Here is a 22057-nt window from a genome sequence, read left to right as displayed (position 1 = left end):
AGCATCTATGAAAAGAAAAATTATGGTGCTTTCGATACTCATGACTTTCGTTGCTACAGTTTTACTTATTTTCGGAAGCGACCTGCTTAATTCAGAAAGAACCATGCATTATAGCCAGCTTAGCTCGGGCTGGTCTGTTCAGTGTGGGGATAAAATCTATAAAGACGTTACTTTGGCAGATTTTTCTGTTGGGGACACCTACAAGGGTGAAGTCATTACGATTATAAACACGACTCCTGCCACGAATATCATTGCTCCCACTATCATGTTTAAAAACAGTCTGGCTTCGGTGGACGTATGTATAGATGGAGAGCCGGTGTATTCCTATGGAAAAGAATACAGCGATGCGGGAGAGTTTGTGCCTAAAAAGTACAACATGATAGCCTTAGAGGATGGCACAGTCCCTCATGAATTATCCATTTCTTATACTATTCCTGAAAAAAACACCTTCAATGGTATATATCCAATCTATTTTGGAACGAAGCGGGAGCTTGTCCACAATTTCTTACAATACCACAGGCTTACGATTTTTATAGGCGGATTCTTTTTTATCTATTCCTGTCTTTTGTTTGCTCTTGGAGTTTTCATGTTCCTTTATAAAAAAACAGATCTTTCTACATTCCTCAGTGCTCTTGTGTCATTGCAGCTTGGTGTGTACTGCTATGCATATAATGACATATTCTGTTTTATCAGTGATAAGAACTATTATTTTTCAATCCTGGAATACATCGTATTATTTTTCATACCGCTGGCATTCAGCGTGCTTTTATACTCGTCTCACCCTGAGATTGAGACCACAAGGCAGCGTATAATACTGGCTATAAATATTCTCATGCCAACATGTTTTATTTTACTGCACGTATTAAAGCTTGCGCATATTGAGATGTTTGTGATCCCTACTCAATTTCTCGGCGTAGTGGATATAATGGTCATTATGCCATCATTGATAGCGGGAATGATAAAAAAGCATAATGAGAAAGCTAAATCGGATACTTATACAGGTCTTGAGCCGGGTAATTACCTCCTTTTGGGTTTCGTTATAATAATGGTCTTTGGAATTTTGGAGATTATCAGATACAACATAAGCAGATTCAAGGGAACGTTTGGCGGAGAGAGCATTTTTGCCAATATCGATTATCTCGACCTGGGGATGCTGTTTTTCATAATATGCCTGTATATTTACTATTTCCTCAATGGAATCGACCATATGAATGCAGAAAGGGTTAAGGCGCAGCTTGAGGGCCTTGCCTATACTGATGCTTTGACTGGTCTTGCAAACAGGGCAAAGTGTTCACAGTATCATGCAGCCATGGAGAATCCTTATGCTGTAGTGAGTCTTGATCTGGATAAATTAAAATATGTGAATGATACCCTTGGACATCTTGAAGGGGATAAGATGATCAAAGCCTTCGCGGATATTTTGAGAGAATCTTTCATTGGAGCAAGCATCATAGGCAGGACCGGAGGAGATGAGTTTTTGGTTATCTTTGATAATCCTGCTGCTGACATCTGTGATAAGTGTATACGCGCACTTGAGAAAAATCTGGCTGCATTTAATCAGAAAGGAGAGCGGTTTACCCTGTCTGCATCTACTGGCTATGCCTACAGTAATGAACTGCAGGGTGGGAGTTTTGAAGATATTTATTATCTGGCTGATACAAGAATGTATGAAATGAAGGAGAAACACCATGCGTAGAAAAATACTTTTCCTTACAATCTCTTTCATATCATTCCTGCTGCTAACGTTGATAGGTCATTTTTGGATGAGCCCATCCGGCATCGAAAAGGTCAGTGTTTTATCTGACGGATGGGATGTCAGGTACAATGACGTGGAATTTACGGATGTAAGCCTTCCTGCACTTCGAAGGCTTATTGGCTCTGCAACTCAAAAAGGAGATCATATTGTCCTTGAAAATAAGGTGGAGGGACTTGGCATTTATACTGCGCCAACGCTTTTGTTTGAAAGCAGGTTCAGCGCCTGGAGAGTTACCTGCAACGGTAAGCTTGTTGGTGAGCACAATTTTGATCTGTATGAAATCAATGAATTCATAGGATGTGAGGATACTTTTTTAAACCTGCCATCCTGCGGAGGTGCCGAGGCTTCAGTTATAATTATTGAGTATCTGGTATCTGAAGACAGCGCATATAATTTCTACGAATCACCTGTTATAGGTGAATATATGGATGTGCTTTTATACGCTGTCTACAGTAATATGTTTGTGTTTATGACATCAGCATTTTTGATGATATTTGGTCTTATGTTTTTTGCAATTTCCATCGGATTTAGAAGTGATCTTCCTGAGATGGACATGCAGATTTATTCATCGCTTCTTTACATAATGCTTGGAGTATGGTTCCTCACACAGTTCAGGCTTATGGATATTTTCCTTGATACCGGAGGTCACCAGACGGAGATAGAGTACATTTCCCTTTATCTGCTTGTTCCATTGATGTATATGGTCATGGGATGTATGCAGGATTATTTGAAGGATAAGGTTTTTTTATTTTTCTCGGTATCAGGGACCGTAATATCACTATCACTTATAGCTATTCATTTTATGGGCCTTGTTCATATCAACAGGATGCTTATGGTATATCAGATCAATGCGCTTGCAATGTGTGTTCTGATGATAGTGTACCTTGTAAGAGACAGCATAAATCATCGCATTACCAATTCTCAGATCATACAGCTGGCTGGAGAAACTGTTCTGGCGCTGTCCTTTTTCTTTAATGTATTTTTCTACTACCTGGAGGTTGCCGGAATATCAGAACAGATTATGCTTTCAAAGAAGGCTGTTCCTCTGGGCGCCATATGTATGGTATTTGCTACCCTTGTTAACTACAGAATCTACATTTCTGATTCCTATGCAAGTAAAGTTGAGCATCAATCGCTGGCAAGACTTGCCTATGAGGACGACCTGACGGGAATCCCAAACAGATCAAGATATGAAAAATATTTAACTGACCTTGGAAAAACTGACGAGGATTACTGCGTTGTAAGTATCGATCTAAACGGCTTAAAATCTGTAAACGATACCAAAGGACATCTGGTAGGAGATAAGTACTTGTCAGAATTTACGGAAGCTTTTACAGGGTGCTTTGGAAAGAGCGGATTTATCGCAAGAATTGGCGGAGATGAATTTGTATCCATATTAAGGGGCGATGATCTCGATATGGCGGATGAGCTTATTCAGAGGCTGGATGGTGCCCTTTTAGAGATGAATAAAAAGGACCCGTCCATGGAGAGAAGCGCTGCAGCGGGATTTGCCTACAGACATGAGACAAACGGAAGTGATTGGAATTCTGTTTACCTTCTTGCTGACGAGCGAATGTATAAGAAAAAATCAGGAATGAAACACTCAAGATAAACGCCGGAATGACTTAAGGGAATGTCACTCCGGCGCATTTTTTATCTATATCTTATTCTTTTCAAGCTGCTTTTGAAACCGCTATTTTTTTATTGCTTTTATTTTTTCCAAGTATAAGATTGTGCAGCTTCTTAAGTAGAATAGCTGAAGGAAGACCAAGAACAAAAACAACAACTACATACGCAAGAAGGTTCTTGATGGGATAGATTCCCTTTGCTTTTCCGTCAAATTCGTAGGTGAAGAGCTCTACAAAAAGTCCATGGATAAGGTAGAACTCAAGGGTAATCGTGCCCATGAACTTGATGAACTTATTGCCAATTTTGAGCTTCATGCCAAGGAGTAGAATGCAGAATACGAAGTTGCAGGTAGGCAGCATCTGTGATGCAAGGCATACGCGGCGTCTGAATACTGTATCAGGAGCGCCCCAGTTCTCACCATAGTATGAGAATGTGTTGCAAATGCCGTTTGAGAAATTGATCATAGGAATCATCAGTACCAGTGCCAGGATCAGATATACCCAGTAGAACTTTTTAAGATGAGGTATGATCTTATTTTCAAACTTTGCAAAGATTATTCCGACAGCAAAAAGGTGAACACAGTTGTACCACCACTGACCTCGGATCCAGAAATCGTTGTGATCGATGGTTGTGCCATAGAGCATGTAAGCAAATACGAAGCCGCAGGTTACAGCAGTTGCAAGGCCGTCCTTTTTGATGAATCTGAAGGCAAAATAGAATGCCATGTAGAAGAACGGAAGCACGATCACGTACCATGTATTGGGATTGCAGAGCTTGATTCCTGTAAGATAAAAAATCTTAAGCTGTGTATCCATTTTTTCTTTGAGAAGAAGTCTTGCTACAAAGAAGATAAGTCCTGTTGTGTAGAAGGACAGGATAACAGGCAGAACCCTTCTTGAGAAGAAGCCCTTTAAATAGTTTTCTTTTGAATGAAAGCTTTTGTAAACACCATATCCGTTGAAGAAGAGGAATACGCCAACCAGTAGATAGCCCATGTCCACAAAAATATCAAGACCGTGGATTATACGGTTCTGTGGCCATATCCAGGATGCGCATCTTTTCTGGCTGATGTGATGAAGCATGATGCACAGTGCAAGAAATCCCTGAAGAGCTTTTGTCTGCTCAAGGGACAAGAATTCGGTGTTCCATTCTCCTCTTTTTGTCGGCTTTGCTCCCCAAAGCAAAACTACAGGCAGGATAAGGTACACCACGTAGATTAGATTATTCATTTTTTACCTCCCAAAGTTGTCAAAGAACCCCTTTATATTCTCTGACAGCAAGCTTTTTGCTTGCATTTACCCACTAATAATCTTATTATCTGCGGGGAGTTTCCTCTATATTAAAATGAACCATAATTATATGAATTCTTGCTTTTTATAAAAAGTGCCGGCTTTGACTGATTGTGATGATATCAGTCATGCCGGCAGATCCTTGATTTATTTAAATGCTTCCCAGGGATATTTACAGGATGGATTCCATATTATCCAGGAGCTTACGCCATTGTCGTTTACGGCTTTTATCTGGGCCTTTATCTCATCTGCTCCGTAGTTTTTATAGTGCTTAAGGTAGGATGCGGTAAAGCCCTGAAGCCAGGGGCGTACGCTTGCCTGAGTTCTTGTGCCCTTGGGATTAACTACCTTAAGCTCGGCATCGGAGAGCTTCATGGCAGCATCTATGGCTTCGTAAGGGTACAGATCCGGATGATCCAGGCCCAGGGTGTTGTCGTAGTAGTGTGAGGGGTAGATCATGGGAGAGAGGTAATCAGCATACATTGAGAGCTGAGAGTACTCCTGACCGACGATATCCCTGTCCACCTTGGAATTGATGATTGTTCCGAATACGTCCAGAGACAGAGGAATGTTTTCTTTTTTCAAAGTGGCGGATGCTTCCTTTACGAACTTAAGAATGGAATGCCTTCTGCCATAGCCGTTAAGATTGATGTCTTCCTCCTGTATTCCTGTGCCGTATCTTACATAGTCATATTGAACTTCGTCAAAGCCTGCCTTTTTGCAGCCCTTTGCCACTTCGATGAGATAAGCTTTCACCTCTTCATTGGTGGGATCCATCCAGGTAAAGCCCTTGCCGTCTTCATAGATTTCACCGGAGGCAGCGTGGATTACCCATTCAGGCTTAACTTCGTCAATAAAGGGATCTCTGAAAGCAACGCATCTTGCAATCACATATATACCGTGACTATGGAGTTCATCAATCAGTCCCGTCATGTCCTTTACGAGGATGTTTTCAACGCCCAGCTCATCTATAAGCTCTGAATCCATATCGAAGACCACATTTCCGTCATCATTTTTCACATCGATTACAACGGCGTTTATGTTGGTATCGTCAATGTTTGTTACGATCTCGTCCATCATGCTTTTTGTGCCTGCCACAAAGGCGCTTACATAGATGCCGTGGATTTCGGAGGCATCGGGGAGGCCTTCGCTGTCGTTTGCGGTTTCGGTAGTGCCTTGAAGGTCGGCGGAAGCTTCAGTGGTTTCCTCTGCGAGAGCATTTATAGGAAGTGATAGCGTGATAGCGGTGCATGCCATAAGTAAAAGTGTTTTTATAGTGGTTTTTTTCATGTCTTTTCCTTAATGTAATTGTGTGTGAAAATCTTAATGCATCCGATTTTAATCCGGAAAATATCTCAAACAGTATATCAGATTTTTAATGGAACATGACATGAGATTTTTTGATATACTTCTTAAAGAGACTGGATTTTTCGGAAAGGTTTATTAGTATGGCTTTATTTGCGCTAGGCGATCTTCACCTTGCTTATCAGTCGGACAAGACCATGGATATTTTTGGTAAGGTCTGGAGAGGGCATGAGAGAAAAGTAGAAAAGAACTGCAACAAAATAATGACAGATGAGGACACCCTTGTGCTTGTGGGAGATCACAGCTGGGGGAAGGGGCTTGAAAACTGTGAGCAGGATCTTCTTTTTATAGAGAATCTCCCCGGCAGGAAAATCCTTATTCGCGGCAACCATGATAATTTCTGGAGTGCCAAGAAAACCCAGCGCCTAAACGATATGTATAAGGACAGGCTCTGTTTTTTGCAGAATAATTACTATCCCTATGAAGACTACGCCATAGTCGGAACCAAGGGCTACTGCTACGAGGGCCTTGATACCAGACAGCATGCGGATATGCTGATTGAGAGGGAAGCCAAGAGACTGAAGACTTCATTTGAAGCGGCAAGAGCAGACGGCTTTGAGAAATTCATTATGTTCCTGCATTATCCGCCCACAGAGCTTGGGGAGACGGAGAGCAGATTCACCTATATGGCAAGGGCCTACGGCGCTGAGCAGGTGATCTATGCCCACTGTCACGGAAAAGAGCGTTTTCATGACAGCCTTCTTGGCAATGTGAAGGGCGTGGAATACAGTCTTGTTTCCGGGGATTACCTGGACTTTATGCCTAAAAGGATTTTGTGATAATTTTTTATAAAAAAGTATTTACATTCCACAAAATGCTGTGTTATAATTTCATTCGTTGACGACACTTAGTGTCTCATGTAGAGGAATCATACAACGGCTAGTATTGCGGTCTCCAAAACCGTTCATGGGGGTTCGAATCCCTCTTCCTCTGCTAAAGAAAACCTCTTAACCGAAATGGCTAAGAGGTTTTTGTTGTTTAAATTACTGTTCGCCTTTAAGCTTCTTTTTCTGGGCATACATTTTATCATCAGCTCTGTTAAATACTGACACTACGTTTTCGTCGTTTCCTTTGTCGAATTTTTCCATACCGCAGGCTATTACAATATCTCCTGATTGCTGTGAATTGAAATTCCTTTCTTCGAAAATATCAATAAGCTCATCGATGTGCTCATAGTCATCATTATCGGATATTGCTACAAATTCATCGCCGCCAATACGGAAAACAGGGCTGTGCTTAAATATGTCACAGATTATCTTGCAGGCGCTGCAGATATATTCATCACCGGCTTTGTGCCCTAAAGTGTCGTTGACTTTTTTCAGGTCGTTCACATCAAATATTGTAATTGCAAAGTCATTTTGCTTGTGGTCACTGATCAGCAGGTTCATTCCTTTTTCTACTTCAAGGTATGCACTTCTGTTTTTTATACCTGTAAGAGCGTCAATATTGGCATTGGTGTGCTCTTTGGCAAGCTTTTCGGCATATTCCTGCTTGATGATCATGGCATCCGTAACATCCTGGCAAAGACCAAGGAGACACTCTCTTCCTGTTTCATCAATGAATTTCAGCTTTGTGGTCTGGAACCTTCGCTGATTGCCTGCCGCATCCGGGACATCCTCATAGAAAATGTAAGGCTTATCCATCTTAAAAGCCTTTTGATCATCCTCCACAAAATGGCTGGCAGTATCAGAATCAAAAATCTCAAAATCCGTAAGCCCGACAACTCCTGCGGGTGTCTCTTTATGGGCATAATTGGCAAAAGCCTGATTGCAGGCAAGATATTTTCCTGTATTTATATCCTTTGAAAAAGACATGGCGGGCATATTATTTAGAAGCCAGGTTACAGAATCCTGAAGATCAGTGATTTTCTGGCTGGCCTCGGCACCTTCATCCATGTAGCATACGTGTATCAGGGTTACATCATTCTCCAAATACACATATTTTCCTGCAGCACGGATAAACTTGTGACCCGGTTTATTATTTACGGAAGCACGATACAGAATCTCGTATTTTCCATTAGTCTTGGCAGCAAGCTTGGATTCTTCAAGGATTTTTGCGGCATCCTCCGGATGAACATTTATGAAAATGTCCTTGTTAAGGTCAGCATAAGCCTCCTCCTGATTTTTAAAGCCGAACATTTCACAATATCCGTCAGATATTACAATGGGAACAATGCCATCATCCAGAAACTGGAAAATCGCTATAGAATTCTGCAACCGCTCGTAGGCTGTCTGAGTTTTTTCATCGAATGTGTATCTATCCATGCTTTATTCCTCAATTAAATCGCATACGGTAGAAACAATATATAATCATTATCTAATAATCACTATGTGCGCGCAAGATTATGGAAGAACTGTTCTTAAAAATTTAATATTTTACGCCATTTTAAAGGGAATATGGCTTATAATTAGGTATAGTTTATGTAAGAATTGTAAGGCCCGATTTATATTACGGCCCGGGCGTTAGATGGGGCGTAACCAGATATATCAGGAGGATGTATGGAAGAACTTATTGGCTTAGTCATATGGTTATTTATATTGCTGGCGTTTGGTAAAACAGCGAAGAAGAAGCTTAATCAGAAGGGCGGTCCTCTTGGGGGGAAAAGCGTTTCTGAGATTTCACGAAATGTACAGGAGCAGGCCGCAAGAGCAGCCCAGGCAAGTAGATCGATGCAGAGTGGCAGTGCTTCACAGGGCAGCAGACAGATTAAGGGAAGCGGTTATGCGCAGACGGGAAGACGGGAGTCTTCTTCAATGCCGCACTCACACAGGGCATCCGGTTCCTACGATACCTTCAACAGGAAATCTGCCAGGAATGATTCCGGCGCAATGCCTCATGATCATAGAGAATCAGGGACTTATGATACTTTTAATCGCAAGTCCATTTTCAATACTTCAGGTTCAATGCCCCATGTTCACAGTGAGGGGCACTATACTTCCATGACCGATGCATCCAAGCTTCCGCCGGGATATATCCTTCTAAACGGCGAGCCCGTAAGAGTTGCGGATTTGGAGGGCAAATAAATGAAGTCCCTCTTTGAACCAAAGATTCGCATTGTATGGGCAATGTTATCAGCGCTGTGTCTGCTTTATTCCGTCATGGTTTTTCTTGTTCACAGCGGAACATTTTCTTTCAGCATCTGGGTAGCAGGCGCGGCGTTTTTTGCTGCCTGCTATTTCTTTGCAGGGAAAAACAGATGGAGCAGAGTTCCGGCACTCCTTAGATATATTGTTTATGCGGTGCTTGGCGTATCGCTCTCTGTGTTTATCATCTGCGAAGCTGCCATATTGTCTCATTTTTTCGATAAGGGTGAGGAAAATCTGGATTACATAGTGGTTCTTGGAGCCCAGATGCGTGACCATGGCCCAAGCGTAATCTACAGATACAGACTTCAGAAGGCAGCGGAGTATCTTGAGGAGAATCCCGGAACCATCTGCATCACCACAGGGGCCAAGGGCAGTAACGAGAGCATTTCCGAGGGTCAGGGAGGAAAAGATTACCTGATTTCTCTTGGAGTAGATGAGAGTAGGATTATAGCTGAAACGGATTCCACGACCACCGGGCAGAACATAGAAAATGCATTTGCGATTATTGGTGAAGATAATATAAGTGGTTTAAAAATCGGCATCGTAACCAACGGTTTCCATGTTTTCAGGGGAGTCCACATTGCAAGAAAGCTCACAGATGCAGATGTTTGCGGCATCGCAGCCTACATGCAGCCCCAGTATATTCCTAACAACATGGTCAGGGAGTGCTTTGGAATTATTAGAGATTTTGTCTTTCGATAATTGATGAATATAGCGGCGTAAATGTATTATTATCGGCAGTCCCTATGGGCTGCCGATTTGTATTGATGAAGAGTGGATACCATTCTTGAAAAAGTGGCTCAGAATGAGGACGATATTGAGGACATAATTGCAGGTGTTTTCAATAAGCAGTTTTCACTTTCTATTCTTAATTCACTAAGGAACAAAGCATTAAGATAACGCAAGCAAAGGTTCTGGCAGAAATTGCTGGAGCCTTTTTTATGTACAAAAAAATGAACATCAAGCCAGGTATTGTATAGCTGTAGGAGACCCTAGATTGAAAAATTAAACCTGTACTTTGACAACTGAAAATCGCCAAAAAAGTCTAGTTTACTGTTGCAATGGCCTCTGATATATTTCATAAGTCGATTATTATCTGCGGATAGGAGCAGATATGAATTATTACAGTAGAAATGGTCAGATGGATCTGACAGATAGGGTTGCTATTGAAACAGGACTATGTCGAGGGGAATCATTCAAAAGGATTGCCAGAACAATAGGCAGACATCCTTCAACTGTCGCACATGAGGTGCTTGAAAACAGAACTTATATAAAAGGGACCTACTTTGCTGGCAAGGATTGCAAGTTTGTAAGACAATGCAAGGACACAAATCTTTGCGGAGTCTCTAAAGGAGCCTGTAACTATAAATGCAAGTTTTGTAGAGGTGTTGATTGTACAAAGGTATGTGAGCGGTATATATCAGTTGCTTGTCATAAACCGGATAAGCCTCCATATGTATGCAACACCTGCAAAAACAGAAAGCTATGCATAAAAGATAAGTATGTTTATTCAGCACCTTATGCTGATGCAGCTGTTAGTCGTAGACGATCAGAGAGTCGTCAGGGAATCAGATTGACAGATGAGCAGAAGGCATTTGTAGATGAACTGGTAACAAGACTTGTAAAAAAAGGACAGCCATTAACACATATTTATGCTGAACATGAAGCAGAAATGCCCATGTCACTTAGAAGTCTGTATAACTATATAGATGCAGGGGAACTGACAATAAGGAACATAGATCTCCGCAGGAAAACAAGCTATAAGCAACGAAGGAAAAATGCAAAAGGTTATGCAAAAGGTTTTGCGGATCAGGCATATCGAGAAGGCCGAACATACGAAGATTATGAATCCTTTATGCAATACTCCGGATTAAGTGTGGTAGAGATGGATACAGTTAAAGGTGTCAGGGAACGTGGAAAGAGGCTTTTGACCATGATCTTTCAGGATAATTCCATCATGCTTATGTTTCTTATGCCTGATGGAAAAGCAGAGTCTGTAAAGAGAGTATTTGATTTCCTTGAAAGGGGACTTGGTCTTGAACGTTTTATGAGATTGTTTCCTGTGATACTTACAGATAACGGAAGTGAATTCAAGAGACCGGGAGATCTGGAATTAACAGAAGACCTCTTAAGAAGGACAGATGTATTTTATTGTGATCCGATGGCATCATGGCAGAAACCGCATATTGAGAAAAACCATGAGTTTATCCGGTATGTGATCCCAAGAGGGAAGAGCCTTAATCCGTATACGCAGGAAGATATGACATTGCTCATGAATCATATAAATAGCACACGAAGACCAGGATTAGGAAACAAATCCCCGTATGAATTGATAAACGAAGAAGATGAAGATATGTGGGCATTGTTTAATTTATTAAAAATGGACCTCATCCCGCCAGATGAAGTCCATTTGATGCCTGACCTGTTTACAATTAACAGGTAAAACCAGATTTTGAATGCAGATAGTAATCGACCTAATAGCTATGTAAAAGACGGGTCGTGTTTACTTCTGCATAAGAAGTACCGAGTCGTCTGTTTGCCGTGCTTATATAATTACATGCTGCATTCGGATGATGGAATTATAACACTTTTTTTAGTTTGGAACACCCCAAAAAAGTATGTTATTTGGCTCTAAAAATGACTTTATGTAATTGGGCGATATTTCAGTTGGGTTTTAGTTTTTCACTCAAGGAGCTGTAGGAGACCAAGGTAACAATAAAGAAATGAGTCATGTGAATTTTAAAGTGACTGTTTACAAAGGTGGAGGTAAAGAATGAGTGCATTTGATAAAATTATTGGCTACGCAGATATTAAAGTTGAACTAATCAGGTTTTGTGATGTTTTAAGGGACTTGGACAGATATAAGAAACTTGGAGTTTCCATGCCAAGAGGAATTCTTTTATATGGAGATCCGGGTATTGGGAAGACAATGATGGCAAAAAGCTTTATTGAGGAGAGCGGATGTGAATCTTTTATTATAAGGAAGGATAAACCGGATGGAGATTTTGTAAACGAAATTCGTAATACATTCGATAAAGCAAAAAAAGAACCACGAGCGATAGTTTTCTTAGATGATATGGATAAGTTCGCTAACGAAGACTTGAACCATAGAGATGCAGAAGAATATGTGGCTGTACAAGCATGTATTGATGAATGTAAAGGATATGATGTTTTTGTGCTTGCAACAGTAAATGATAGATATTGCATGCCTGATTCACTTATCAGAGCAGGGCGTTTTGACAAAGTAATTGAAATGAAATGTCCAGAGGGTGAAGATGCAAAGAAAATTATAGGGTACTTCCTTAGTCAGAAACAGTTGATAAGAGATGTTGATGTTGATGAGATAGTAAGACTTATGGAAGGTCATTCTTGTGCGGAATTAGAGGCTGTGATTAACGAGGCTGGTATTTATGCTGGATTTGATAAGAGAGAAAAAGTTGAACAGAAAGATATTATAAAGGCTTGCATGAGAATGATATTTGATGCTCCTGAATCTGTGGATACGAACGATAAGAAATATTTAAAGCATATTGCAGTTCATGAAGCTGGACACGCTGTTATTTCAGAGGTGTTGGATCCAGGATCAGTAAGCTTGGTATCAGTTTGCCACTATTCTGGTGATAATGAAGGAGTTACTGTGATACGAAGGCCAGAAGACTATAAGATTTCTAAAAAAGCGCAGGAACATGAAGTTATCAGAAAACTGGGAGGCAAGGCTGCGACTGAGATGGTCTTTGGCACAGTTGATATGGGATGTAAAAATGATATATATGAAGCAGGTATTCTTGTTTCTGAATTTGTTGATGGATTATGCGCTTACGGTTTTGATACTACGGAAATAAATAGGCCGTCAGAATATCAGCAAGTAAAGAGGGATAGGAATATATCACAAGAGATGTCTAGATATTATCAACGAGCAAAAGAGATAATTGCTGATAATAGAGACCTCCTAGATGAGCTTACAAAAGGGTTATTGGCGAAGAAAACTCTGACATATAGAGATATAAAATTACTCTTAAATAATCGCAAATATGGGAAATAAAATTATGAGACATAATATAATTTATCCATGAGTAACAGGGATGTTCTACTATGGAGGTGACAACTATGACAGTATGGAGATTGCAGGTAAATACTGGCGGTGCTAATATAGCTGACTATTGTTTAAAAAATCATGTGGCGGCAATGGGTTGGAGCTTAGATGATATTCCGGAGAATGATAGAATTTCAATAAAAACTTTTGATGATTATGACAAGCTCGCGGAGGCAATATATAAGAATTATTCAAGTGTTGAAAGATTTTATTATGAAGTGAAGGAGAATGATATCATTTGGATGCGCTCTAGTAACGAGGGAAAATACTATTTAGGGCGTGTTAAAGCTGATAGTAAATGGATATTTAATCAAAATGCGATTGATATAGATGCTGCTAACCAGCGGATTAACATAGACTGGTATGAAGCTACAGATATGGCAGATGAGGAATCTGTCCCAGGTGCGGTGTCAACAGCTTTTATTATGGGATCAACATTACAGAGGATAAAAAAATCCGGAGTAGAAGCATATAGCCAATTACTATTAAATAAGCTTTATTCTAAATCAGGAGATCCTTTTAGGTATCCCAACCCGGATTTGTCATTAACAGAGGAATACTTTTACTCATTACTTCAGCCTGAGGATGTTGAGGATTTGCTTGCACTTTGGCTTTATGATACGAAGGGGTATGTATGCATCCCTTCAACTAATAAAATAGCAACTCCGAAGTACGAATGTGTTCTTGTAGATCCTTCTGATACAAGTCGAAAACATATATATATTCAGGTAAAAAAAGGAAATGTAGATTTAAATGCAGATGATTACTGTAATTTAAAAGGAGAAATATATCTGTTAACAACAGAAGGGAAGATTATAAATGATGGGAAATACTTAAATATTATATCAGTTGATTCCTCAACAATATTCCAGTTTGCTATTGATCCGGATAAGTCACATATAATTCCGGAGAACGTATTATACTGGGTCAAGTTTTTAACTGACGTAGAAAATGCAAAACTGCCTCAAGCAGAGTGCAAGGGTATAATGCTTGATACTAATCAATCGTACTCTGATACAAATGAGTATGAAATGCTTTCACAAAGTAAAATTTCAGCATATGGGGATGCGAAAAGGTATATAAGCAGTTTTTCAAAAGGAGACTATGCATTATTCTATTCAAAGGGGAGAGGAATAATTGCCATAGGTAGGATTTCTTCTGATACTCCGACAGATGTTAATGATGAACGTTATCACAATGTGGAAATGATTATACCCAAATCATTTTCTGGTGACATAGAGAGTTTAAAAGCTTTGAGCCCCTCTGAGATAAAAGTGGCATTAGATAAGAATTTTTATTGGGCATCAACAATAAAAACACCATTTTTGGATAAATTACAGGCAGAGACGCTTATTAAAGCATTGGAAAAGAAATATATTATGGACGTATAGATATTTTCTAAGAGGTAAAATATGTACGCAACTGGCAATAAAAAAATGCTGAATATGCTCATACTTGAGATATTAAGGAAGTATTCCGATGAAGAGCATGCCCTTACACAGCAAGATATCATAAAGCTTCTTGAGAAGAACTATGGTATGGATTGCGACCGCCGTTCCGTTAAGAATAACATTATGTCCCTTAAGGAGATGGGATATGAAATCTCAATGGAGAAAGGATACCGTCTTATTGAGAGGGAATTTGATGAGTCTGAGTTGCGCATACTAATTGATAGCGTTCTTTTCTCAAAATCTATCTCAACAAAACAGGCAAAGGGGCTGATAGATAAGATTCGAAATCTTGCGAGCAACTATTTTAATGCCAAGGTTTCGCATGTTAGCAATCTTCCGGAATTGAATCGTACAGTGAATAAACAGGCAATGTATTCACTTGATGCCATAAATGACGCAATTTCCGCGAAGAAAAAAATAGAGTTTACATATAATGAGGTGGGAACAGATTTTAAGTTACATCCCAAAAGAGAGGATCCATATAAAGTAAACCCATATCAGATTGTTGCAAATAATGGAAGGTTTTATCTCATTGCTAATTATGATAAATATGATAATGTTGCTCATTTCAGGATAGATAAAATGACTGATGTGAGGATACTGGATGAGAGAATCAAGCCAATGAGTCAAGTTCCAGAACTTGAAAAAGGGCTTAATCTTCCTAAGCATATGGCGGAACATCTATATATGTTCAGTGGAGAGAGCGTTTCAGCAGAAATAAAGGCATCGCCTGATATGATGTCTGAATTGGTTGACTGGTTTGGAATAGACTTCAGTATGGTGAAAAAGTCTGATGAATTCATTATAGTTAGAGTAAGATGCAATGCAGAGGCATTACGGTTCTGGGCACTTCAATATGGACCATATGCTGAGATTATAAAGCCAGAATCGCTGAGAGAGCAATTACAGAAAGATATTAGCATAATGGCAGAAAATTACAGAAAAAAATAGAAAGGTAGATTCAGGATGCTTGGGACCAATAAGGGGCATCATACAATGGAATATGTGCGGGATTATGTAGTGTTTGATCTAGAAACTACGGGTATTTCCTGTAATAAAGATAAGGTAGTGGAGATTTCTGCTATAAAAGTGATAGATAACCAGATGACCGATGAGTTTACAACGCTGGTCAATCCGGAATGTCCAATTCCATATTATGCGACACGTGTAAATGGAATTACAAATGAAATGGTTAAGGATGAACCTGTCTTTGAGAAAGTATTGCCGGATTTTTTGGAATTCATTGGCGACATGGTGCTGGTAGGACATAATATCCACGCTTTTGATCTTAAGTTCATTTATCGTGACTGCGATAGTTATTTTGGAAGAATTCCGAGTAACGATTATGTTGATACTTTAAAGATGGCGAGGTTGTGTTTGCCAGAGCTGTCACATCATGCTCTGGCAGATATAGCTATGTTCTATGGTATATCAACGGAAGGCGCCCATAGAGCATTGAATGACTGCAGGATGAATCAGGCAGTGTATGAAAGAATGGGAGAGATACTTCCTCAGAAGATGGAGGCCGTTAAGAGATGCCCTAAATGTGGGAATATACTTCAGCATCGTAACGGTAAGTATGGAGAATTTTGGGGATGTAGTGGGTATCCGGAATGCAGATATACTGAGAATGCTTGAAAAAGCCGCAAAAATACTAGCGGCTTTTTATTTTGTGCAAAGAAATGTACGATTTATATGCTCTAATAGTATCATCATAGGCAAAAAAGTATAGGCTTTGGCCAGACATATCAAGCTCTCTACTAAGCTGGTTTACTTGATATAGAAAAAGGTTTTCTCTGGCTGTAATAAGATCTTCATCCCCTAATACAACAAGTCCCCATTTGTCTTTTTTACTTATCATCCACATACCACTACCAAGTGGCGCTATAGAATCATACTCGTTTTTAAGCAGTGCTGCTCCGCTAGAATCTTCTATTCCTAATAAACCTAGTTAATTTTTTACTACGTAAATAGGCTGGTAAGGATCTGATGCAGCTTTTCCATGAACTTCAACTATAGAATTAATCTTTGTAACAATCATTTTTCCCTCGCGGATTTCTTATTTTTTAAGTAAATGATATTTGATTTTGTGTACAAAATAATGCACATTGCCTTTGATATCATTAAAAACAAGAAAAAATCATGAAGATTAAGTAAATGAGGTGATGGAAATGGATTTTGCAATACAGATAACGGATAAGAAAAAAGTGAAAGCTAGGATTATCGTAGTAGGTGTAGGCGGGGCTGGAAATAACGCAGTTACCAGAATGATAGACGACAAAGTCCAGGATATAGAATTATTGGGAATAAATACTGATATTAAGGCTTTGCATTGTTTGAAAACTCCGCAGGTCCAAATCGGAAAGAATTTAACGAAGGGTCTTGGAGCCGGTGCGTTACCCGACGTGGGGCGGGAGGCAGCAAAAGAAAATGCACGGGAAATAAAAGATGCCCTAAAGGGTGCTGATATGGTTATTGTCACATGCGGTATGGGAGGCGGAACTGGAACAGGGGCCGCACCTGTTGTTGCTGAAATCGCTAAAAGTATGGGAATACTTACCATAGGAATTGTAACTAAGCCATTTTCATTCGAAGGTAAAATCAGAGGGAAAAATGCCATTACGGGCATAGATGAACTTAAAAAGAACGTAGATACTCTCATAGTTATCCCTAATGATAAACTGCTAAAAATAGTGGAAAAAAGAACGTCTTTCCCAGATGCTCTGAAAAAAGCAGATGAAGTGCTTAGACAAACAGTCCAGGGAATAACTGACCTTATCAGTGTTACGGCTGATATAAATCATGACTTTGCTGATCTAAAGACGATTATGACTGACAAAGGTGTGGGACATATGGGGACTGGTACTGCTCATGGAGAGGGTAAGGCTATTGAGGCGACTCAAATGGCAATAAGCAGTCCGCTTCTCGAAACAAGTATAGACGGAGCTACGGACCTAATATTTAGTATTACAGGTGATATATCACTTTGGGATGTTGCAGATGCGGCTAATTATGTTATGCAAAAGACGGGTGATGACGTAAACCTTATTTTTGGTTATAGATATGACGATTCTATTCAGAATGTATGCAGTGTGACAATCATAGCTACAGGTATTGCAGAGGTTAAGTAAAACGCAGTTTTTTGTTACAGAGAACGCAGATTTATTGTTAAATCATATATGGTTTGAACTATATGAAGATATTCATTCTTGATAGCAATATTCAAATGGCAAATATATTGAAGCTATATTTTAGAGGCATTGATGACGTGACGGTGGTACAAGAAAAGTTCGCTAGTTTTATGGACAATACAGATGTAGATTGCAAGAGCTTTATGTGCCACCAAAAAGCTGCTGCTTCTTGATGAGCCGGTGGCGGGCCTTGACCCTGTGGTGACACAGCAGATGTACGAAACAATAAAAGAACTAAATGACTCAGGAATCACAGTTATAATGATATCCCATGACATAGGTGCAGCACTGGAGTACTCGACTCATATTCTGCATATCGGGAAAGAAGTTTTCTTTGGAACTAAGGCTGAGTATTTAAAGAGTGATAAAGGTTTTCCTGCTTCCGGAATTGAGCTGGGAACAGGGCTTAGTCAGACAGAACCAGCATTTAGAGAGGTGAAAAGCTATGCTTGATAAGATTTTCTTTTATCTGCAATATCCCTTTGTGAGATATGCGATTATCGTGGGAATACTGATTGCGCTGTCATCATCTCTCCTTGGGGTGACGCTGGTGCTAAAAAGATTTTCATATATTGGGGACGGCTTATCCCATGTGGCATTCGGGGCCATGGCTATAGCCAGCGTACTTAAGATGGCGAACCAGATGGCGCTGATTTTACCTGTGACAGTAGTCTGCGCTGTGCTTCTTTTACGAACCGGGCAGAATGCAAAGATTAAGGGTGATGCCGCTATTGCCATGATTTCTGTGGGAGCACTGGCTTTTGGCTATCTTCTTATGAACATTTTTTCCACATCATCGAATCTGACGGGAGATGTGTGCAGCACACTTTTTGGCTCCACATCGATACTCACTCTGACACTTGGCGAAGTTGTGGTCTGCGCTGTTTTGTCTGTCGTTGTGATTGGAGCTTTTGTTCTTTTATACAACAAGATTTTTGCCGTGACCTTTGATGAGAGTTTTGCAACAGCTACCGGAACGGCCGCAGGAAAATATAATACGGTGATCGCTGTTATGATCGCGGTTATCATTGTGCTTGCCATGAACCTTGTGGGATCGCTTTTGATATCAGCACTGGTAATCTTTCCTGCCTTATCAGCCATGAGCATTTACCGGAGTTTTTTCAAAGTGACGATTTGCTCTGCAATTATCTCTGTGGTATGCGCATTTGTGGGAATTATGATTTCAATCCTCGCTGGCACTCCTGTTGGTTCAACCATTGTAGCTATCGATGTTTTGGCATTTTTCTGTTCCATGATGGCAGGTAAATTTAGAGGAGCTGTGGCATGATTGTAGGCAAATTGAAGGGAGGCAGCGGCATGAAGAAGTTTAGACTAAAAAGATTTTTGGGGATGTTTCTGGTGACAGGGCTGATCTATGTCTGCGCCTGCGGGAGTGATGTAAAACTGCCTTCTGCCACAAATGCTGGCGCGCTTTGAGAAGTCTCAGAGAATATCTCAACAATTTCCTGTATAGACATACTTCAGATTTTTTCCGGCGACATCAGCGAGATGGTAGATCAGGTCAACATCCGTGGCATCTCTGTCAGTCAGATTAAAGCGCGGGAAAAATCTGCTGATATGGAGAGGAATCTCTACTCCTTTTCCTGAGTTAAGTTCGCTGATCCAGGATGAGAGCTTATCGATTTCTTCATCAGTATCGTTAAAACTAGGCACAATAAGAGTTGTAAGTTCAAGGTGACATGCAGGTGCGGACATCTCTATGAAGTCCATAACCATCTGCCTGTTACCCTTTAATATTTTTTCATAGTAATCATCTGTAAAGCCCTTGAGGTCAATGTTCATGGCATCGATATGAGGCAGCAGTTCATCGCATACCGTTTGTGATGCATCGCCGTTGGACACGAGGACGTTCAAAAGCCCGGATTCGTGGGCAAGCTTCGCAGTATCTCTCACAAATTCATAGCCCACAAGTGGCTCATTATAGGTAAAAGCAATGCCGATATTCCCTGAGTCTGTACAGGAGAGCGCAAGGGAAACAAGCTCAGAAGGCGTGCCATATCGTAAGGGAATGTCGGGGCGGGGAATAAAATTCTCGCTGTTTTCGCTTATGTGCTTGTCTGCATCATTTGAACTTGAGTTTTTATCTTCACCATCAAGAATTCTATTCACCGGAGATGTCATCTCATACCCATAAGAGATGCTGTGATTCTGGCAAAATGGGCAGCGAAGGTTGCAGCCATAGCTTCCAACTGACATGATATTGGAGCCGGGATGGAATCTGTTCAGGGGCTTTTTCTCTATTGGATCAAGAGCAATAGAAGTGATATAGCCATAATTGGCGCACACAATTTCGCCCTCCTTGCAAATCCTTGCACGGCACAGCCCAAGATTTCCTTCATTTAGATTGCAGTGATGATGACATACTTCACAAACCGGCATGGCAGCTCCTTGTAATAATATCGATTGTACATTAAAAAAAATCGGATTTATCAGAGGCGATGTACATCCTCGAAGCGTTCAAGATAGATTTTTCAATAATCAAATATGTCTTACAACTTCAAAACGCTCCAGATAGATTTCTTCTCCTGCGGGAATTCCTGCTTTTTGACAAGCTATGTTAATCTGCTGATTTACGCTGTCAACGCCGTCAAGATTGGGAAGGAGAAGACCCCGCTTTGTTCCGCTGGTAACGATAACGCCGTATTTTTTTACATCCAAAAGGTCGGTGGATGAGATTGGTTCAGGAATGCCCATTACATCTACATTTATCTCAAGCCAGGGAAGCTCATCGGCGGTTATCATGTTGAATCTTGGATCAGCTGTACCTGCACTTATGGCATTTTGGAGAATTTCCTCAGCGACACAGTCGCAGGTCGCACTTATAGTTCCGATACATCCACGCAGAGCTCCGTTTTTATGAATAGAAACAAAGGCTCCTGCTTTGGTATTAAAAAGCTCATCAGGGAGATCCTTCCATTCATCACCTGTGAGGTCTTTTTTGTGAATTGTCTTACCACCAGTTACATAGCTCTCTAGAGAGTAGCGGGCAAGCTTAACATAAGGGTCAGAGGTTGCCTGTCTTTTTTGAAGTTCTTCAAGCTTTTCTTTTCTCCATATATCCAGGAAGTGTCTGCTCTCATCAAGGCCGCCAACTTCAAAGCGGCATATTCCATAACCAACACCGAAGGTTGCTTCATGCGAGAGCTTTTCTGCTTTTACAGACAGACCATCCAGAGCCCCTGCCATCATCACAAAGGAGCGGTGGCCGCACTCAGCAGCCTTTGAGCAGAAATCATCATCGAATTCAAAGAGCTTTTTAAAGTCGCCGCTTCCGCAAACATCCATGATTCGCTCATCATATTCAGGACCTTCCTTAGCAAAGCCGTAAGGGCCGTCTTCTTTCATTTTGTGGGACAGATCGCCGCTTGCGATATAGACAACTTTTCTTCCGGTTTCCTTTATTGCCTGCTGAATGATCTGACCCATCTGATAGTGGAGAGCCAGTGGCAGACCGGAGAGACCGATTCTTATGATTTTAAAATCCTGGTATTTTTTGCAAATATAATATAGAGGAATCAGGGTTCCGTGATCGAGATTCGGATCGCGCTCGCCCATGGTGCCTGCCGGGAATTCAGATGGCGCAGTGCCACCGTGACCTTCTCTTTTTGATTTTGACGAAGCATTGCCATTTTCATCATCTGCATTGGTAGCGTTTTGCCCTGTCACATCAGGATCGCCATCCTCAGCTGATCTATTATGGCTTAGTGCATCAGGACCGCCATCCTCAGCTATTCTGCATATCGCATCCACAAGCTCAGTGTCATATTCTGCATCAAAAGATACTTCCCCTGCCTGGAATCTGGACATATCTCCGTAAGCAGACTCACCGGGTGAAATATGAAAATAGTCAGCATACATCACGCTGTGCGGGCTTGAGATGATGATTGTCTCAGGCTTAAGCTCAGCGATTTCGTCAGCTACTTTTTCATATGCAGCAGTTGTAGCACTTATTTTTTTCTCCTCGCCGTTTCCGACTTCAGGAAGCATGATTGGTGGATGTGGAACCATGAAAGCACCTAGAATTGGCATAATTATTTTCCCCCATAATATTTATGAATCTAACGAATTGTGCATGGTTATTGTTGAATAGTTCGTGGCTATCAACGAGTAGTGCGTGGTTATTGTTGAATAGTTCGTGGCTATTAACGAGTAGTGCATGGTTATTGATAAATGATA

Annotated in this window: 18 protein-coding genes and 1 tRNA gene; 14 read left to right on the top strand and 5 right to left on the bottom strand. The window is 40.6% G+C overall.

Features of this window, described 5'->3' with window-relative positions; all coding sequences use genetic code 11:
* Nucleotides 1–7: 7 nt before the first annotated feature.
* A complete protein-coding gene (locus G610_RS0115520; protein ID WP_196808026.1) occupies nt 8–1696 on the top strand; it encodes a GGDEF domain-containing protein in 1689 nt (562 codons plus the stop codon).
* Nucleotides 1689–3368, top strand: coding sequence for a GGDEF domain-containing protein (locus G610_RS0115515; protein ID WP_026525494.1), 1680 nt, complete (start codon nt 1689–1691; stop codon nt 3366–3368). Before G610_RS0115520 ends, G610_RS0115515 begins: the two co-directional genes overlap by 8 nt.
* A 61-nt stretch (nt 3369–3429) precedes the next feature.
* On the opposite strand, the gene G610_RS0115510 is transcribed toward G610_RS0115515, so the two are convergent.
* Complete coding sequence (locus tag G610_RS0115510) at nt 3430–4614, bottom strand: acyltransferase family protein (RefSeq protein ID WP_026525493.1); 1185 nt, start codon at nt 4612–4614, stop codon at nt 3430–3432.
* A gap of 207 nt (nt 4615–4821) precedes the next feature.
* On the bottom strand, nt 4822–5964 hold the full coding sequence (locus G610_RS0115505; protein WP_026525492.1) for a putative glycoside hydrolase: 1143 nt from the start codon (nt 5962–5964) through the stop codon (nt 4822–4824).
* Between the two features lie 158 nt (nt 5965–6122).
* Here G610_RS0115505 and G610_RS0115500 point away from each other — a divergent pair, with 158 nt between their 5' ends.
* Together G610_RS0115500 and G610_RS23200 are read left to right on the top strand one after the other, a co-directional pair.
* Nucleotides 6123–6818, top strand: a complete 696-nt coding sequence (locus G610_RS0115500; protein WP_026525491.1) for a metallophosphoesterase — start codon at nt 6123–6125, stop codon at nt 6816–6818.
* Between the two features lie 82 nt (nt 6819–6900).
* Nucleotides 6901–6972 (top strand) — tRNA-Trp (locus tag G610_RS23200).
* A 50-nt stretch (nt 6973–7022) separates the two neighbouring features.
* Here the strand turns inward: G610_RS23200 and G610_RS22395 are convergent.
* On the bottom strand, nt 7023–8303 hold the full coding sequence (locus G610_RS22395) for a sensor domain-containing diguanylate cyclase (RefSeq protein WP_026525490.1): 1281 nt from the start codon (nt 8301–8303) through the stop codon (nt 7023–7025).
* 234 nt (nt 8304–8537) lie between these two features.
* Between G610_RS22395 and G610_RS0115490 the strand changes: the two genes are divergently transcribed.
* The 10 genes from G610_RS0115490 to G610_RS0115425 all read left to right on the top strand — a co-directional run bounded on the left by G610_RS0115490 (nt 8538) and on the right by G610_RS0115425 (nt 19148).
* Nucleotides 8538–9062: a hypothetical protein gene (locus tag G610_RS0115490; protein WP_026525489.1), complete on the top strand. Its 525-nt coding sequence runs from the start codon at nt 8538–8540 to the stop codon at nt 9060–9062.
* Nucleotides 9063–9827 carry a YdcF family protein gene (locus G610_RS0115485; RefSeq protein WP_026525488.1) on the top strand — a complete coding sequence of 255 codons (765 nt, stop codon included), beginning with the start codon at nt 9063–9065 and terminating at the stop codon, nt 9825–9827.
* A gap of 412 nt (nt 9828–10239) precedes the next feature.
* A complete protein-coding gene (locus G610_RS0115475; RefSeq protein ID WP_026525487.1) occupies nt 10240–11568 on the top strand; it encodes an IS30 family transposase in 1329 nt (442 codons plus the stop codon).
* A 330-nt stretch (nt 11569–11898) separates the two neighbouring features.
* Nucleotides 11899–13167, top strand: a complete 1269-nt coding sequence (locus G610_RS0115470; RefSeq protein WP_026525486.1) for an AAA family ATPase — start codon at nt 11899–11901, stop codon at nt 13165–13167.
* Nucleotides 13168–13232: 65 nt separating this feature from the next.
* On the top strand, nt 13233–14609 hold the full coding sequence (locus G610_RS22390) for a hypothetical protein (RefSeq protein ID WP_051198051.1): 1377 nt from the start codon (nt 13233–13235) through the stop codon (nt 14607–14609).
* Between the two features lie 21 nt (nt 14610–14630).
* Nucleotides 14631–15620, top strand: a complete 990-nt coding sequence (locus G610_RS0115460) for a helix-turn-helix transcriptional regulator (protein ID WP_026525485.1) — start codon at nt 14631–14633, stop codon at nt 15618–15620.
* A gap of 45 nt (nt 15621–15665) precedes the next feature.
* Complete coding sequence (locus tag G610_RS0115455) at nt 15666–16307, top strand: 3'-5' exonuclease (RefSeq protein WP_242829667.1); 642 nt, start codon at nt 15666–15668, stop codon at nt 16305–16307.
* 533 nt (nt 16308–16840) lie between these two features.
* The gene (ftsZ, locus tag G610_RS21255) at nt 16841–17800 is read left to right on the top strand and encodes a cell division protein FtsZ (protein WP_051198050.1); all 960 of its coding nucleotides are present in this window, start codon (nt 16841–16843) and stop codon (nt 17798–17800) included.
* Between the two features lie 273 nt (nt 17801–18073).
* Entirely contained in the window at nt 18074–18313 is a 240-nt protein-coding gene (locus G610_RS23350) for a hypothetical protein (protein ID WP_026525482.1), read from the top strand.
* On the top strand, nt 18306–19148 hold the full coding sequence (locus tag G610_RS0115425; protein WP_026525481.1) for a metal ABC transporter permease: 843 nt from the start codon (nt 18306–18308) through the stop codon (nt 19146–19148). The genes G610_RS23350 and G610_RS0115425 overlap by 8 nt, the downstream gene beginning before the upstream one ends.
* Before the next feature lie 167 nt (nt 19149–19315).
* Here the strand turns inward: G610_RS0115425 and G610_RS0115415 are convergent, their stop codons facing one another.
* Together G610_RS0115415 and amrA are read right to left on the bottom strand one after the other, a co-directional pair.
* Nucleotides 19316–20260 carry a radical SAM protein gene (locus G610_RS0115415; protein WP_026525480.1) on the bottom strand — a complete coding sequence of 315 codons (945 nt, stop codon included), beginning with the start codon at nt 20258–20260 and terminating at the stop codon, nt 19316–19318.
* Between the two features lie 99 nt (nt 20261–20359).
* On the bottom strand, nt 20360–21910 hold the full coding sequence (gene amrA / locus G610_RS0115410) for an AmmeMemoRadiSam system protein A (RefSeq protein WP_026525479.1): 1551 nt from the start codon (nt 21908–21910) through the stop codon (nt 20360–20362).
* Between the last annotated feature and the right edge of the window lie 147 nt (nt 21911–22057).

It is taken from the genome of Butyrivibrio sp. MB2005 (assembly GCF_000424285.1).
In the GTDB taxonomy this organism is placed as follows: domain Bacteria; phylum Bacillota; class Clostridia; order Lachnospirales; family Lachnospiraceae; genus Butyrivibrio.
This window is presented reverse-complemented; position numbering and strand designations above follow the sequence as displayed.